This is a genomic window from Erythrobacter sp. HI0063 (genome assembly GCF_001635685.1).
GTDB lineage: Bacteria > Pseudomonadota > Alphaproteobacteria > Sphingomonadales > Sphingomonadaceae > Qipengyuania.
Genome location: NZ_LWFF01000319.1, coordinates 13,462 through 27,035, shown reverse-complemented (window position 1 = coordinate 27,035; position 13,574 = coordinate 13,462). Strand labels below are relative to the sequence as shown.

Sequence of the window (13,574 nt, the reverse complement as noted above, 5' to 3'; positions counted from 1 at the left end):
GACTTGTCCTTAAATACGGGATGCGTCCTTCAAAGGCAAGCCGACGCAAAACGATTGGGACCGATCCGGGTACGATTTCCTATGGTTATTCGAAGATTAAAAGGCCGAACAGGACAAGCCCGTTAAAAACGACGGGCTCCAAGCCTCTTATCGATCCAATTACCGGAGACATCGCTAGGCGTCTGTATCGCTCACCTTTTCCAGACGCGGTGCATCGTTTTCCGCTTCGACATCATTGGCCGTATAGCGCGGCGTGCCTTCGACCAGCGGAATATCCTCGATCTCTCGCTTGCCGATTTCAATGCCCTTTTCCGACAGACGCCTTCCGGCGGACAGGACATTGCGTTCGAAGCTGCCGACGAATTTGTTATAGTTCGTGACTGCGGTTTCGAGCCCGCCACCGACGCGTTTCATATGCTCCGCCGCGATCGCCAGACGGTCGTACAATTCCGCCCCCGCCTTACCGATCTCGACTGCCTCGCGCGCGATCGTATCCTGGCGCCAGACCTGCGCGACCGTGCGTGCGATGGCGACGAGATTGGTCGGCGTCGCCAGCAAGACTTTGTTGCGAAAGGCAAAATCCCACAATTCAGGATCATGCTCAAGCGCGGCGGCGACGAAATGTTCGCCCGGCACGAACATGACGACATAATCCGGCGCATCGTCGAACTGGCTCTGATAACTCTTGGAGCCGAGCGTCTGCACATGGCCCCGCATGGACCGCGCATGCTGATCGAGATGGCGACGCCGCTCGTCCTCGTCATCCGCCTCGAACGCGGCCTGATAGGCGTTGAGCGACACCTTCGCGTCGATCACCAGTTTCTTCTGCCCCGGCACGTTGACGATCGCGTCGGGCCGCAAACGGCCCTCATCCGTGTCGATCGAATGCTCGAGATGGAAATCGGTGTGTTCGGCGAGGCCCGACTGTTCGAGCACGTTCTGCAGCGCCCGCTCGCCCCAGCGGCCGCGTGCCTTGGGCGCGTTGGTGAGAGAATTGCCGAGCCGCTGCGCTTCGCGCCGCACTTCCTCCTGGCCCAGCCGCATCTGTTCGATCTGGCTGGCGAGCGAGGAAAAGGCGTTGGTGCGCTTTTCCTCCAGCGCGGCGACCTGATCTTCGTATTTCTTCAAGCGATCGCCGACCGGCTGAAGCAGCGCGCGGATCTTCTCTTCCGAAGACCGCTCCGAATGGCCGAAGCGTTCGGCGGCACGTTCCAGAAACGCCTCCTGCGCTTTGCCCAGGACGGCCGAACCGGTGTTCTGGAACTCCTTCAATAACTCCTCGCGCGCTTCGACCAGCAGGCGCTTCTGCTCGTCGAAATTGGCGGTCTTTTCGCGAAGGGTCGCAAGTTCGGACGACAGCGCGCCATTGGTGCGTCGCAGATCCTCCAGCGCCCCCTCATGCGAAACCCGCGTTTCCCGCAGCTCCTCCGCAAGCGCGTCAGCCCGCCCCGCCCGCTCGCGCGCGGCTTCCAGATCGGCGAAGGTGCGCAGATATTTCGCATCCAGCTCGCGCGCTTCGGAATCGCGCGCGGCATGGCGGGCCTTCCATTCCGCCACCGGGCGCGAGCCGAAGAAGAAACCGAGCCCCAGGCCGATGAGAAGGGCGGCCAGAACGAAGACGATCGCAATACTATCCATACCCGGAACATAGCTGGAACGCTTTGAGTAGGAAAGTCCGGCGACGCATCGGCACGGAACAATCCCCAGCCCCGTCCGCTCAATAGGGAAAGGAGATTTAAAATATGTCGATCAAGGAAATGATCCAGGACCACCCGCAAGTGGGCGAAGGCTATACCGACGAGCTCGGCCAGGCGGTCAAGCACACCATGTATGGTGCGGCCATCATGAACAGCTGCGCCGATGCCTGCCTCGCCGAACCCAATGCGGGCGAGCGCGCGGAATGCATCCGCCGCTGTCTCGATGCGTCAGACGCCTGCACCGCCTTCTACCGCATGGGCAGCCGCCGTACGGGCGGCAACGTGCCCGCGATCAAGGCGATGGGCGATGCGGTTCTGGTAGCGGTGAAGGCCTGCCACGAATTGTGCAGCATGCATGACGATGCGCACTGCAAGCGCTGTGCGAAAATGTGCGAGGAAATCCTGGCGGACGTGCGCAAGGCGCTCGACACGATGGACCGGTAATCAAGGCTTCCGAGAACCTTGCGGGGCTGGACTAGCGTCCGGCCCCGCGATGTTTGAGCCACAGATTGATCAAAAGGCGAAAGCCGACCGTAAACACGACGAAATAGATCGCGAAGCGGATCGCCAATTCGTCGAACCCCGTACCTTCGTCGATCCGCTTCCAGGTGCACATCAGCAAAGCGTAGAGCAGCCCCGCGACGGAGGCCGTGTGCCAGCCCATGGCGGGCGCAGGCGGAGTCCCGTCGGGCTCGTTCAAGCGGCTTCGCGCAGCTTCTTGAGCTTCTTCAGCGCCATGTTCCGCTTCAGGCGCGAAAGGTGGTCGATGAAGAGAATGCCTTCGAGATGGTCCATCTCGTGCTGGATGCAGGTGGCCATGAGGCCATCCAGATCCTCTTCGTGGGTTTCCCCTTCGAGATCCTGATAGCGCACACGGCAATGCGCCGGGCGATCGACATCGGCGAAGATGTCGGGCACCGACAGGCAGCCTTCCTGATAGCTCGCCAACTCCTCCGCCGGATCGAGGATTACGGGGTTCACGAACACCCGCGGTTCCTTCTTCGTCGGATAGTGCATGTGTTCGTGGCCGTTATGGTGGCACACCTCGCCCTCAGCCTCGGTATCTTCGGGCTGGAGGTCGATCACGAGAACGCGCTTGGGCACGCCGACCTGGATGGCGGCGAGGCCGATGCCGGGCGCATCGTACATCGTGTCGAACATGTCGGAGACGAGCGTCTTCAACTCGTCGTCGAATTCGGTGACGGGGGTCGAGACGGTCTTGAGCCGAGGGTCCGGCACTTCGAGGATTTCACGGATAGCCATCGGCGTCAGATAAGCGCGACCCGCGCGATTCTCAAGAGACGGGTCGCCGCGCGCGCAAAGCCTGCGCCAGAGTGCCCTCGTCGAGATAGTCCAGCTCGCCCCCGACGGGCAGGCCGTGCGCCAATTGGGTGATTCGCAGCGGAAAATCCTCCAGCCGTTCGGCGAGGTAATGCGCGGTGGTCTGACCCTCCAGCGTGGCATTCATGGCGAGGACCACTTCGTCCACCCCGCCCGCTTCGATCCGCTGCATCAGCGCGGCGATGTTGAGATCTTCGGGCCGCACACCGTCGAGCGCGGACAGGCGCCCGCCCAGCACGTGATAGGTCCCGGTGAACAGCTTCGCCCGGTCGAGCGCCCAAAGGTCCGCCACATCCTCCACCACGCAGAGCGATTTCGCATCGCGGCGCGGATCGGAGCAGATGCCGCAGGGATTGCGCGTATCGACATTGCCGCAGATGTCGCATTCGACCAGCGCCTCGCCGACCTGCGCCAAGGCCTCAAGCAGGGCCGGCAGCGCGCTTTCGCGCCGCTTGACCAGCCACAGAACGGCGCGGCGCGCGCTGCGCGGCCCAAGACCCGGCAGGCGCGCCAGCGCCGTAGCGAGCGTTTCGATTTCTTGCGATGCCATGGCCCTGTAGATAGGGGCCCGGAACGAACAGAGAAAGGCTCCGCCCTCCGCCATGCGCATAATCTTCATGGGAACGCCCGATTTCGCGGTGCCGACATTGCAGGCGCTGGTCGATGCCGCGCACGATGTGGTGTGCGTCTACACCCAGCCGCCCCGCCCCGGCGGACGGCGCGGGCGCGAATTGACGCCTTCGCCGGTCCAAAGCCGCGCGGAGGATCTGGGGATCGAGGTGCGCCATCCGACCTCGCTCAAATCCGCCGAGGAACAGGCACACTTCGCCGAACTGGACGCGGATGTGGCCGTAGTCGCGGCCTATGGGTTGATCCTGCCGCAGGCGGTGCTCGACGCGCCCGAACACGGCTGCCTCAACGTCCACGCCTCGATCCTGCCGAAATGGCGCGGCGCCGCGCCGATCCACCGCGCGATCATGGCTGGCGATCCGGTGACCGGCGTCACCATCATGCAGATGGAAGCGGGCCTCGACACCGGGCCGATGCTGGCCTTTGCCAGGACGCCGGTCGAGGACAAGACGACCGGCGAGCTGACTGAGGAACTGGCCGAGATCGGCGCGCAATTGATGGTCGGCACGCTGATCGATCTCGCCGCGCTGCATCCGCTGGAGCAGGACGACGACAAGGCGACCTATGCCGCGAAGATCGACAAGAGCGAGGCGCGGATCCACTGGTCGCGCCCGGCGGAAGAAGTGGTGCGGCAGATCCACGGATTGTCGCCCTTCCCCGGCGCGTGGTTCGAACTGGACGGCGACCGGGTAAAGGTGCTCCGGGCCGAAAAGGTCGATGGCGAGGGATCGCCGGGCGAGGTCCTCGACGCGCAACTGACGATCGCATGCGGCGAAGGGGCACTGCGCCCGCTCGAATTGCAGCGTGCCGGCAAGCCGAAGATGGATCTCGAAACTTTCCTGCGAGGAAACAAGGTGGCCGCGGGGACTATTTTCGACTGACCGCATGACCCGTTTCGCTCTCACTCTCGAATTCGACGGAACGCCCTTCTTCGGCCTCCAGCGCCAGAAGGACGGGCCGAGCGTCCAACAGGCGGTGGAAGAGGCCGCAATGCGCGTCACGGGCGAGGAGGTGCGGATGCACAGCGCGGGCCGCACCGATGCGGGCGTCCACGCGCTCGCCATGCGCAGCCATGTCGATATCGCGAAGGACATCACGCCCTTCCGCCTGATGGAGGCGCTGAACGCACATCTACGCCCCGATCCGATTGCGGTGACGCACTGCGAGATCGTGCCGGACGACTGGCACGCGCGCTTTTCCTGTACGGGCCGCGCCTATGTCTATCGCATCGCCAACCGCCGCGCGCCGCTGACGCTGGAGAAGGACCGGCTGTGGCAGGTGCCGCAGGATCTCGACGCGGCAGCCATGCACCGCGCCGCACAGGCGCTCGTCGGCTTGCACGATTTCACCACCTTCCGATCGGTCCATTGCCAGTCGGACAGCCCGGTCAAGACGCTCGACCGGCTGGCTGTCGAACGCAACGGCGAGGAAGTCTGCATCCATGCCGAGGCGCGCAGCTTCCTGCATCACCAGGTACGCTCGATGGTGGGATGCCTCGCCCTCGTCGGCATGGGGCGGTGGGACGAAGGCCGCGTCGGCGAGGCACTGGCGGCGCGCGATCGCCAGGCGCTGGGGCTGAACGCTCCGCCGCACGGGCTCTATTTCGTGCGGGCGGATTATCCCGCTCCGCTTGTGTCACCGGATACGACACCCTAGGCGAGTGGCAAAAGGAGACCCAAGGATGACCACGACAGGCAAGCAACTCTTCACCACGCTCGAAGCGGACGGCACGCTCACGCTCGAAATCGCGGAAAGCACTTTTCGCGAACCCAAGGACAATCAGGTCCTCGTGAAGATGGAAGCCGCGCCGATCAATCCGTCGGACCTCGCCATCCTGACCGGCGCTGCCGATTTCGAGAATGCGGACTATTCCCCCGGCAAGGTCGTGGCCAAAATGCCCGAACCGTTCAATTCCGGTTCCAAGGCGCGCCACGGCCGGCGGCTTCCGGCCGGCAATGAAGGCGCGGGCACCGTGGTCGCTACGGGAGACGGCGACATGGCCAAGGCGCTGATGGGGCAGCGCGTCGCCTGCGTCCCCGGCACCGCCTTCAGCGAATACGCGATCGCGGATGCCACCATGTGCCTGCCGCTGGGCGATCACAGCGCGGAAGAAGGCGCGTCGAGCTTCGTCAATCCGATGACAGCGCTGGGCTTCGTCGAGAATGCCAAGATGGACGGCCAAAACGCCATCCTCCACACGGTCGGCGCGTCCAATCTCGGCCAGATGCTCAACCGCATCTGTCAGGAAGACGGCATCAAGCTCGTCAATATCGTGCGCAAGCCCGATCAGGCGCAGATGCTGAAAGACCAGGGCGCCGAATACGTCGTCGATTCCTCGGAAGGCGATTTCGCCGCGCAGCTGCGCGACGCGATCGACGCGACGGATGCCTTCTACGGCTTCGATCCCATCGGTGGCGGCAAGATGGTCGACCATTGCTTCAAGGCGATGGAGCAGGTCGCGGTCGCCAAGATGACAGAATATTCGCGCTACGGGTCGAACCAGCAGAAGCGGATGTTCATCTACGGCCGTCTCGACATGGGTCCCACCACGCTGACGCCGAGCTACGGTTTCGGCTGGACGCTGTCCGGCTGGCTGCTGACCCCGTTCCTCCAGAATGCGGGCATGGAGCGTGTGATGCGGATGCGCCAGCGCGTGCTCGACAATCTGACGACGACCTTCGCCAGCTCTTACAAGAAGAAGGTCTCGCTGGAAGAGATGCTGACGAAGGACGCGATCCTCGATTATCGCCAGATGAAGACCGGCGAGAAATATCTGGTCACGCCGCAGGCCTGATCGGGGGCCTGAACCCGATCGGTCAATTCCCGTCGAAAGCGCGTTGGATCGCGGCGAGGTCGGTGATCTCGTTCGCGATCAGCACCTGCAACAGCAGGCGCGCTTTCTGCGGATTGAGTGCCCGCGCGGCGACGAAGCCGTTGCTATCGTCGTCCGGCTCGCGGTCCACCAGCCCCTCTTCCGCGCGGCTGGCGCGTACCACGAAGACGCCGCGATCCCGCATCCGGCGTAAGGCCGCGCGCACGGCTTCGGGGAAGTTCCCCTCGCCCACGCCCGCCATCACCACGCCGCGTGCCGCCGTGCCCACCATCCGCTCGACCGCTTCGCCCGTCAGCCCGGCATGCGCATGGATGACCGCCACTTCGGGTAATTCGTCCACCCATGCGAAGCGCGCCGCCGCGTTGGGGCGCCAGGGCGCGCCGAACCATTCGAGCGCGGAGGGGCTGACCAGGCCGAGCGATTCGCGCGGGAAGCCGCGGAACGCTTCCGAACCGCGCGTCCTCACCTTGCGCACGTCGCGCGCGGCGAAGACGCGGTCCCCCATCACCACCAGCACGCCGCGCCCCGCAGCCTGCGGATCGCTCGCCACCCGCACCGCATTGGCGAAATTGCGCAGGCCGTCATACCCCACCGCATCGGCAGGCCGCATCGCGCCGACCAGCACCACCGGCTTGGTCGCGGGCAGCGTCAGGTCGAGCAGGAAGGCGGTCTCTTCCAGCGTGTCGGTCCCATGCGTCACGATCACGCCCTGGCATGCCTCGCTGGCGAGCGCTTCGAGAATGGCCTCGTGGAGCGGGATCCAGACATCGGGTCCGATATCCGCCGAATCGATATTCGCGATCTGGCGCCCGGATAGGTCCGCTTCCAATCCCAAGGCGCCGACATCTTCGAGATAGGCCTCGATCCCGATCTCTCCCGCGCGATAATCCTTTGCGATCGCGGAGCCCGCGATCCCGGCAATGGTGCCGCCGGTGGCGAGGACGGTGAGCCTGGTCGTCATGTCTGTGCCCTAAAATTCGGTGCCCGAACCGGGCAATTGCATTTCATGTCCGCCGCGCTATGTGCACGGCACGCTTCCGATCGGAAAGCGGGCGCTTAGCTCAGTTGGTAGAGCATCTCGTTTACACCGAGAGGGTCGGCGGTTCGAGCCCGTCAGCGCCCACCATATCCCCTCAGGTCAATTCTCCCGCCCGATCGCATCATCGATCGCAGCGCGTACTTCGGGGTCCGCCCAGTCGAGATCGCCGGTCACACGCCATATCTCGCGCCCGCCAGCATCATAGAGCACCGTGGTCGGCAGATTGCCCGACAGCGCGAAGCTCAAGGCGGTTTCGGTGTCGAGCCACGGTTCGAGATAGGCGAAATTGCGTTCGGCGAAGAACGGCTCGACGACTTCGGCGCCTTGCAAATCCTGGCTGGCGACGAGGACCCGCAGATCGCCGTCGTAATCGCTCGCCAGATCGTCTAGCAGGGGCATTTCCTTGACGCAGGGCGCGCACCAGGTCGCCCACAGGTTCAGCAGGACGGGCTTGCCCTGAAGCGCGCCCAGATTAAGCGTGCGGCCATCAGGGTGCGCCAGATTGACCGCGGGCATCAGCTGCCCCGCCTGACTGCGGTCGATTTCGCCGCTCGGCGCGGCGGACGGGGTGGCGGGAGTTTCTTGCGCCGGTTCGGCGCTGTCCCTATCGCAACCGCCCAGACCGGCTAACAGAACGAGAGCGAGTGTGAGCGAGGACGAACGCGAAAAAGCGGACAAGGCGGGCTCCAATGCGATGTGGGGCGGCAGGTTCGCTGCCGGGCCTAGCGCGATCATGCGCGAAATCAACGCTTCGATCCCGTTCGACAAGGCACTCTGGCGGCAGGACATCGCGGGCAGCCGCGCCCATGTCGCCATGCTTGCCGATCAGGGCATCGTCTCGCGCGAGGACGCCGGGACGATCGATGCGGGCCTGGTCCGGATCGCCGAGGAATACGAGCGCGATGGGGTGCCCGAGGACTGGGATCTCGAAGATATCCACATGACCGTGGAATCGCGCCTGTCCGATCTCATCGGTCCCGCCGCCGGGCGGCTCCACACCGCGCGCAGCCGCAACGATCAGGTGGCGACCGATTTCCGCCTCTGGGTGCGCGAAGCCTCCGCGCGGGCCGAAGCGGGGCTGGAGGCGCTCCAGCGTGCGCTGGTGACGCGCGCCTGTGAACACGCCGCCAGCATCATGCCCGGCTTCACCCATTTGCAGACCGCGCAGCCCGTCACGCTCGGCCACCATCTGATGGCTTATTACGAGATGGCGCGGCGTGATCGCAGCCGCTTTGCGGATGCGCGGGCGCGGATGGACGAATGCCCGCTGGGCAGCGCTGCTCTGGCCGGAACGGGCTTTCCGATCGATCGCGATGCGACGGCGCAGGCGCTCGGTTTCGAGTGTCCGACACGCAACAGCCTCGATGCCGTGTCGGATCGCGATTTCGCGATGGATTACCTCGCCGCCGCCAGCCAGTGCGCGATCCATCTCTCGCGCCTTGCCGAAGAGCTGATCCTGTGGGCCAGCCAGCCTTTCGGCTTCGTGCGCCTGCCCGATACGCTTTCGACCGGCAGCTCGATCATGCCGCAGAAGAAGAACCCCGACGCGGCCGAGCTGGTGCGCGGCCATGCCGGTCGGATCATCGGCTGCGCGACATCGCTAATGGTGACGATGAAGGGCCTTCCGCTCGCCTATTCCAAGGACATGCAGGACGATAAGCCGCCCGTCTTCGAAGCGGCGGGCCTGCTCGACCTTTGCCTTGCCGCCACGGCGGGCATGATCGCCGATAGCGAGTTCAAGACCGACCGGATGCGGCAGGCGGCGGAAATGGGCTTCGCCACCGCCACCGATCTCGCCGACTGGCTGGTGCGCGAGGCGGACATTCCGTTCCGCGAAGCGCACCACATCACCGGCGCCGCCGTGAAGCTGGCCGAAAGCCGGGGCGTGGCGCTGGACTCTCTCCCGCTCGCGGATTTGCAGGATATCGATAGGCGCATCGATGCCCGCGTGTTCGATGCCCTGTCGGTCGATGCTTCGGTCGCCGCGCGCGCATCCTATGGCGGTACCGCGCCCGATCAGGTACGGGCACGGGTCGCCGAAGCGCGCTCGGATCTGGGGATGGAGACATGATGCGCAGCCTGTTCGTCCTTGCCGGAGCCGGATTGCTCGCCGCGTGCGGCCAGCAGGCCGCGCTCGAACCGCCGCCGGGCGAAAGCCTGCCGCCCGCCCCTTACGGGACGGCGGAACGGCCCGAGGCCGAGGATCTGCTCGAACTCGATCCGCAGGCGGCACCGGAACGCAGCGTGGAGCTGCGCCGTCGCAGCGAAGAGCGCGAGGACGATCCCTTCGACCTGCCGCCGGAATGATGCTCACCACCATTTTGTAGCGAGGGGATTTCCCGGGGCGAAGCAAGGCTTGCTCGACAGCGGCGCGAAGCTTCGCCAGAGGCGCCGAATATGGATCACTTTCAGCTTCGCGACGGCATCCTCCACGCCGAGGACGTACCGCTCCCCAGGATCGCCGAAGAGGTCGGCACCCCCGTCTATGTCTATTCGCGCGCCACTCTGGTCCGCCACGCCCGCGTGTTCCGCGACGGGCTGAGCGCGCTCGACAATCCGCACATCGCATTCGCCGTCAAATCGAACCCCAATCTCGCCGTCCTGCGCGTGCTCGCGAACGAGGGGTACGGGGCGGACGTGGTCTCCGGCGGTGAATTGGCGCGCGCTCTGGCGGCGGGCATGAAGCCGGAAGATATCGTCTTCAGCGGTGTCGGAAAGACGCACGCCGAACTGCTCCAAGGCCTCGAAGCCGGGATCGGGCAGTTCAACATCGAAAGCGAGGAAGAGGGGTACGAGCTCGCCGCGATCGCGCGCCGCCAGGGGGTTACGGCGCGATGCGCCCTGCGCGTCAATCCGGATGTCGATGCCCGTACCCACGAGAAGATTTCCACCGGCAAGAGCGAAAACAAGTTCGGCGTTCCCTATGACCGTGCCGCCCAGCTCTACGCAGCGCTCGCCGAGGAAGACGGGCTCGATATGCGCGGTATCGCCGTCCATATCGGCAGCCAGTTGCAGAGCCTCGAACCGCTCGAAATCGCCTTCGTCAAACTGGGTGCGCTCATCGCCGACCTTCGCGCGCGCGGCTGTGCGGTCACGCATGCCGATCTCGGCGGGGGCCTCGGCGTGAGCTATCGGGCGGAGGAAACGCCGCCCAGCCCCGCCGAATACGGCGCGATGGTGGCGCGCGTGACGAGGGATTGGGACGTGCGGCTGATGTTCGAACCCGGCCGGGTGATCGCGGCCAATGCGGGCGTGCTGTTGACCCGCGTGATCCGTTCTAAGCGCAGCGGTAACGGCCCGCCCTTCGTGGTGGTCGACGCCGCGATGAACGATCTAGCCCGCCCCGCCATGTACGGCGCCTGGCACGATTTCGACGCGGTCGCCCCCGATGGGACGCGCACCACCGCCCATATCGTCGGCCCGATCTGCGAGACCGGAGACACTTTCGCGATGGACCGCGATTGCGACGCGCTGGCGGCAGGCGATCTCGCCGTGTTCCGAAGCGCAGGCGCCTATGGGGCGACCATGGCGTCGAGTTACAATTCGCGCGGTTTCGTGCCAGAAGTGCTGGTGGACGGCGATCGCTACGCCGTGGTGGCCGACCGGATCGCACCCGCTGCGATCATGGACGCCGAACGCGTGCCGGACTGGCTGACGTGAACGGACTGCCGCTGTTGCACCGCCTGGAGAGCGCCCGAATCGTCCTGGTGGGCGCGGGCACGATGGCGGATGCGAAGCGGCGGCTGGTTGAACGCGCGGGCGGAACCTGCGTGAGCGAGGCGGAAGCGCATCAGGCGCGGCTGGGCTTCGTGGCGCTGGAGGACGAACGCGAGGCGCAGGCGGCGACGCTGCGGCTGAAGCGGCTGGGCCTGCTGGTGAATGTCGCGGACAGGCCGGATCTGTGCGATTTCACGCTTCCCAGCGTGCTCGAACGGGGTCCGATAACGATTGCGGTGGCGACGGGTGGCGCGTCCGCGGGCCTCGCCAAGCAATTGCGGCTGGCGCTCGAACGGATGCTGCCCGCCTCGCTCGGCGATCTGGCCACACGGTTGGCGCATGCGAAAAAGGCGATGCGCGATCGCTGGCCCGATGGCGGCGAGCGCCGGCGATCGCTCGACAAGGCCCTGGCAAGCGGCGGTGTGCTCGATCCGATGGATGCAGGGTCCGCAGATCGCGTTGCAAGCTGGCTGTCGGAAGAAAGCGGCGCGGGCGCGGTCGGAACGGTGGAAATCGCGTTGACAAGTTCCGATCCCGACGATCTTACCTTGCGCCAGGCGCGCCTGCTCGGCACCGCCGACCGCGTGGTGCATCCGCGAGATATACCCGAAGCGATCCTCGTCAGAGCACGTGCGGACGCGGAGCGTGTGCTTCGGGATGACTGGTCGGAGGTGCAGGACGAGGACGGTCTGACGGTCGTTCTGCATTTTCAGGCATCCGACGCCTGAGCCAATCCGGCCGCTATCGTCAGCTCAGCTGACTGCCCTCGCCATCGAGCGCAGCGAAATAGCGCGCCATGGCGGCGGCACCTTCCTCGCTCAGATCGATGAAGGCGCGGCGACGGTCCTGATCGTCCTGCTCGCGCACCAGCAGGCCGCTATCGATCATCTGTCCGATCCAGCGCAGAGCCGTTGTCGGCGGAACGCCCGCAGCGATACAAAGGGATGTCACCGAAACGCGGCGATGTTCGACCCGCGCGGCGGTAAGGTCGAGCAGGATATCCCAGGCTGGATCGGCGAAGAGATCGGTCCCCAGGAATTTCTCGCGCAGGCGGCGCTGGTGCATGATGCGGTGCACCAGCCGCGCGTCGGGCAGAGCCGGGCGCGTGCGGCGGCGGGCATCGCCGCTTTCACCACGAAAGCCCGGCGCGGGCGATTCGAGCCGCGAGGCGCCGCTTTCGAAGCGGTCCAGCCGATCGGACAGGCGCCCCAATTGTTCGGTAAGCTTGAGGAAGGCGAGCCGGTCCTCCTCATCCATTTCGCGCACACGGCGGCCGGGAAGCCGCGCCAGCGCCGCGCCCAGGGCGATCAGCCCTTCCGACTGGCGGCCGCCGATCACGATCTGCGGGTGCGAGCGTTCGAGGCAGCCGAACACATCTTCCAGCGCCGCCTCGCTCGTCAACACGATCAGCTGCGCGCCCGCCCTTGCGACCCGCTCGTCCAGCCGGACCAGCGCAGCCATCTCCGCTGCGGATAGAAGGGGCGCATCGACCGCCACGATATCGCCCAGCAGGCCGCCCGCATCCTCGTTCAGGCATGAGAGCGCCCGCATCGCCTGAACCGTCAGCCCGGCGAGCCGCGCATCATCCGCGATCCGACCCAGCCGCGCCGTATCGGAACCGAACAGCGACAGGCTACGCGCGGCCAAGGGCGCACCGCCCGAAGCACCCGGCGAATCGGATTCCGCATCGATCAGATAGGCCAGTTGCGCCATGCATTGCTCTCCGTTCAACGACGAAACGGAAGTAGAACAAAACCAGATTATGTCAAGAATGGAGGAGGTCCATTCTGGACCTATCGGCGTCTCACGGCCTGATGTGGATCGGCGTCCCGTCGGGCACCAGGCTCCAGATCTCGGCGATCTCGCGGTTCGAGAGTGCAATGCACCCGTCGGTCCAGTCGCCCTCCACCCGCTCATCGAAGGGCATGCCGTTGGGCTGGCCGTGAAGGAAGATATCGCCGCCAGGCGAGCGCCCGCGCGCCCGCGCATAGGCGCGATCCTGCGCATTGGGGTAGGAGACGTGGAGGCTGAGATAATAGCTAGACTGGGGATTGGCGTAATCGAGCGTGTAGCGGCCCTCGGGCGTCTTCTCGTCGCCCTGGAAACGCTTGTGACCCTGCGGCGCGTCGCCGAACTGGAGGCCGCGATAGGTGCGGATCGCCTTGCCATCCTGATAGACCCACAGAGTGCGTTCCGACTTGTCGACCACGACCAGATCGGCCTTTTCTCCCGCTCGCGCCTGCTGGGCCGAAGCCGGAGCGCCAGCGAGGACTGCAAGCAGCAACGAAAGAGGGGCGAGGAAGCGCATTATTCCGTC

16 protein-coding genes and 1 tRNA gene are annotated in these 13,574 nt (G+C 65.4%); 9 read left to right on the top strand and 8 right to left on the bottom strand.

The annotated features are described in order from the left end of the window. Positions 1 to 174: 174 nt before the first annotated feature. On the bottom strand, positions 175 to 1,638 hold the full coding sequence (locus tag A3736_RS12660; RefSeq protein ID WP_067683510.1) for a DNA recombination protein RmuC: 1,464 nt from the start codon (positions 1,636 to 1,638) through the stop codon (positions 175 to 177). Positions 1,639 to 1,742: 104 nt separating this feature from the next. Between A3736_RS12660 and A3736_RS12655 the strand changes: the two genes are divergently transcribed. Continuing rightward, complete coding sequence (locus tag A3736_RS12655; protein WP_067683508.1) at positions 1,743 to 2,141, top strand: ferredoxin; 399 nt, start codon at positions 1,743 to 1,745, stop codon at positions 2,139 to 2,141. Between the two features lie 31 nt (positions 2,142 to 2,172). Here A3736_RS12655 and A3736_RS12650 read toward each other — a convergent pair whose 3' ends face one another. The 3 genes from A3736_RS12650 to recR are packed head-to-tail and all read right to left on the bottom strand — an operon-like array spanning position 2,173 to position 3,588. Beyond that, a complete protein-coding gene (locus A3736_RS12650; protein ID WP_156502115.1) occupies positions 2,173 to 2,397 on the bottom strand; it encodes a hypothetical protein in 225 nt (74 codons plus the stop codon). Then, positions 2,394 to 2,960 (bottom strand): peptide deformylase, encoded by a 567-nt coding sequence (gene def / locus A3736_RS12645; protein WP_067683504.1) that lies wholly within the window; start codon positions 2,958 to 2,960, stop codon positions 2,394 to 2,396. Before def ends, A3736_RS12650 begins: the two co-directional genes overlap by 4 nt. Positions 2,961 to 2,991: 31 nt before the next feature. After that, positions 2,992 to 3,588: a recombination mediator RecR gene (recR, locus tag A3736_RS12640; protein ID WP_067683606.1), complete on the bottom strand. Its 597-nt coding sequence runs from the start codon at positions 3,586 to 3,588 to the stop codon at positions 2,992 to 2,994. Positions 3,589 to 3,640: 52 nt separating this feature from the next. Here recR and fmt point away from each other — a divergent pair, with 52 nt between their 5' ends. From fmt to A3736_RS12625, 3 genes are read left to right on the top strand one after another with little or no spacing between them, the layout of a single operon-like run. Continuing rightward, complete coding sequence (gene fmt / locus A3736_RS12635) at positions 3,641 to 4,549, top strand: methionyl-tRNA formyltransferase (RefSeq protein ID WP_067683502.1); 909 nt, start codon at positions 3,641 to 3,643, stop codon at positions 4,547 to 4,549. A 4-nt stretch (positions 4,550 to 4,553) separates the two neighbouring features. Beyond that, complete coding sequence (truA, locus tag A3736_RS12630) at positions 4,554 to 5,324, top strand: tRNA pseudouridine(38-40) synthase TruA (RefSeq protein ID WP_067683500.1); 771 nt, start codon at positions 4,554 to 4,556, stop codon at positions 5,322 to 5,324. Positions 5,325 to 5,349: 25 nt separating this feature from the next. Then, complete coding sequence (locus A3736_RS12625; RefSeq protein ID WP_067683498.1) at positions 5,350 to 6,462, top strand: zinc-binding dehydrogenase; 1,113 nt, start codon at positions 5,350 to 5,352, stop codon at positions 6,460 to 6,462. 22 nt (positions 6,463 to 6,484) lie between these two features. Here the strand turns inward: A3736_RS12625 and A3736_RS12620 are convergent, their stop codons facing one another. Continuing rightward, positions 6,485 to 7,462 carry an asparaginase gene (locus tag A3736_RS12620; RefSeq protein WP_067683496.1) on the bottom strand — a complete coding sequence of 326 codons (978 nt, stop codon included), beginning with the start codon at positions 7,460 to 7,462 and terminating at the stop codon, positions 6,485 to 6,487. A gap of 89 nt (positions 7,463 to 7,551) precedes the next feature. Here A3736_RS12620 and A3736_RS12615 point away from each other — a divergent pair. Beyond that, a tRNA-Val gene (locus tag A3736_RS12615) sits at positions 7,552 to 7,627 on the top strand. Positions 7,628 to 7,639: 12 nt separating this feature from the next. Here A3736_RS12615 and A3736_RS12610 read toward each other — a convergent pair. Further along, complete coding sequence (locus tag A3736_RS12610) at positions 7,640 to 8,218, bottom strand: TlpA disulfide reductase family protein (RefSeq protein ID WP_233999379.1); 579 nt, start codon at positions 8,216 to 8,218, stop codon at positions 7,640 to 7,642. 16 nt (positions 8,219 to 8,234) lie between these two features. Here A3736_RS12610 and argH point away from each other — a divergent pair, with 16 nt between their 5' ends. The 4 genes from argH (at position 8,235) to A3736_RS12590 (ending at position 11,985) form a co-directional block, all read left to right on the top strand. After that, complete coding sequence (gene argH, locus A3736_RS12605; protein WP_067683494.1) at positions 8,235 to 9,611, top strand: argininosuccinate lyase; 1,377 nt, start codon at positions 8,235 to 8,237, stop codon at positions 9,609 to 9,611. Next, a complete protein-coding gene (locus A3736_RS12600; RefSeq protein WP_067683492.1) occupies positions 9,608 to 9,847 on the top strand; it encodes a hypothetical protein in 240 nt (79 codons plus the stop codon). The genes argH and A3736_RS12600 overlap by 4 nt, the downstream gene beginning before the upstream one ends. Positions 9,848 to 9,937: 90 nt before the next feature. Then, complete coding sequence (gene lysA / locus A3736_RS12595) at positions 9,938 to 11,200, top strand: diaminopimelate decarboxylase (RefSeq protein ID WP_067683490.1); 1,263 nt, start codon at positions 9,938 to 9,940, stop codon at positions 11,198 to 11,200. Continuing rightward, entirely contained in the window at positions 11,197 to 11,985 is a 789-nt protein-coding gene (locus A3736_RS12590; RefSeq protein WP_067683488.1) for a bifunctional precorrin-2 dehydrogenase/sirohydrochlorin ferrochelatase, read from the top strand. The genes lysA and A3736_RS12590 overlap by 4 nt, the downstream gene beginning before the upstream one ends. Positions 11,986 to 12,004: 19 nt before the next feature. Here A3736_RS12590 and A3736_RS12585 read toward each other — a convergent pair whose 3' ends face one another. Further along, entirely contained in the window at positions 12,005 to 12,970 is a 966-nt protein-coding gene (locus A3736_RS12585; RefSeq protein ID WP_067683486.1) for a winged helix DNA-binding protein, read from the bottom strand. 91 nt (positions 12,971 to 13,061) lie between these two features. After that, positions 13,062 to 13,565 (bottom strand): murein L,D-transpeptidase family protein, encoded by a 504-nt coding sequence (locus A3736_RS12580; protein WP_067683484.1) that lies wholly within the window; start codon positions 13,563 to 13,565, stop codon positions 13,062 to 13,064. Positions 13,566 to 13,574 lie beyond the last annotated feature (9 nt).

Excerpts from the sequence above, each read along its gene's own strand:
- A3736_RS12660 (WP_067683510.1), bottom strand. The coding sequence starts at position 1,638 with ATGGATAGTATTGCGATCGTCTTCGTTCTGGCCGCCCTTCTCATCGGC.
- A3736_RS12655 (WP_067683508.1), top strand. The coding sequence starts at position 1,743 with ATGTCGATCAAGGAAATGATCCAGGACCACCCGCAAGTGGGCGAAGGC.
- def (WP_067683504.1), bottom strand. The coding sequence starts at position 2,960 with ATGGCTATCCGTGAAATCCTCGAAGTGCCGGACCCTCGGCTCAAGACC.
- recR (WP_067683606.1), bottom strand. The coding sequence starts at position 3,588 with ATGGCATCGCAAGAAATCGAAACGCTCGCTACGGCGCTGGCGCGCCTG.
- fmt (WP_067683502.1), top strand. The coding sequence starts at position 3,641 with ATGCGCATAATCTTCATGGGAACGCCCGATTTCGCGGTGCCGACATTG.
- truA (WP_067683500.1), top strand. The coding sequence starts at position 4,554 with ATGACCCGTTTCGCTCTCACTCTCGAATTCGACGGAACGCCCTTCTTC.
- A3736_RS12625 (WP_067683498.1), top strand. The coding sequence starts at position 5,350 with ATGACCACGACAGGCAAGCAACTCTTCACCACGCTCGAAGCGGACGGC.
- A3736_RS12620 (WP_067683496.1), bottom strand. The coding sequence starts at position 7,462 with ATGACGACCAGGCTCACCGTCCTCGCCACCGGCGGCACCATTGCCGGG.
- argH (WP_067683494.1), top strand. The coding sequence starts at position 8,235 with ATGTGGGGCGGCAGGTTCGCTGCCGGGCCTAGCGCGATCATGCGCGAA.
- A3736_RS12600 (WP_067683492.1), top strand. The coding sequence starts at position 9,608 with ATGATGCGCAGCCTGTTCGTCCTTGCCGGAGCCGGATTGCTCGCCGCG.
- lysA (WP_067683490.1), top strand. The coding sequence starts at position 9,938 with ATGGATCACTTTCAGCTTCGCGACGGCATCCTCCACGCCGAGGACGTA.
- A3736_RS12585 (WP_067683486.1), bottom strand. The coding sequence starts at position 12,970 with ATGGCGCAACTGGCCTATCTGATCGATGCGGAATCCGATTCGCCGGGT.
- A3736_RS12580 (WP_067683484.1), bottom strand. The coding sequence starts at position 13,565 with ATGCGCTTCCTCGCCCCTCTTTCGTTGCTGCTTGCAGTCCTCGCTGGC.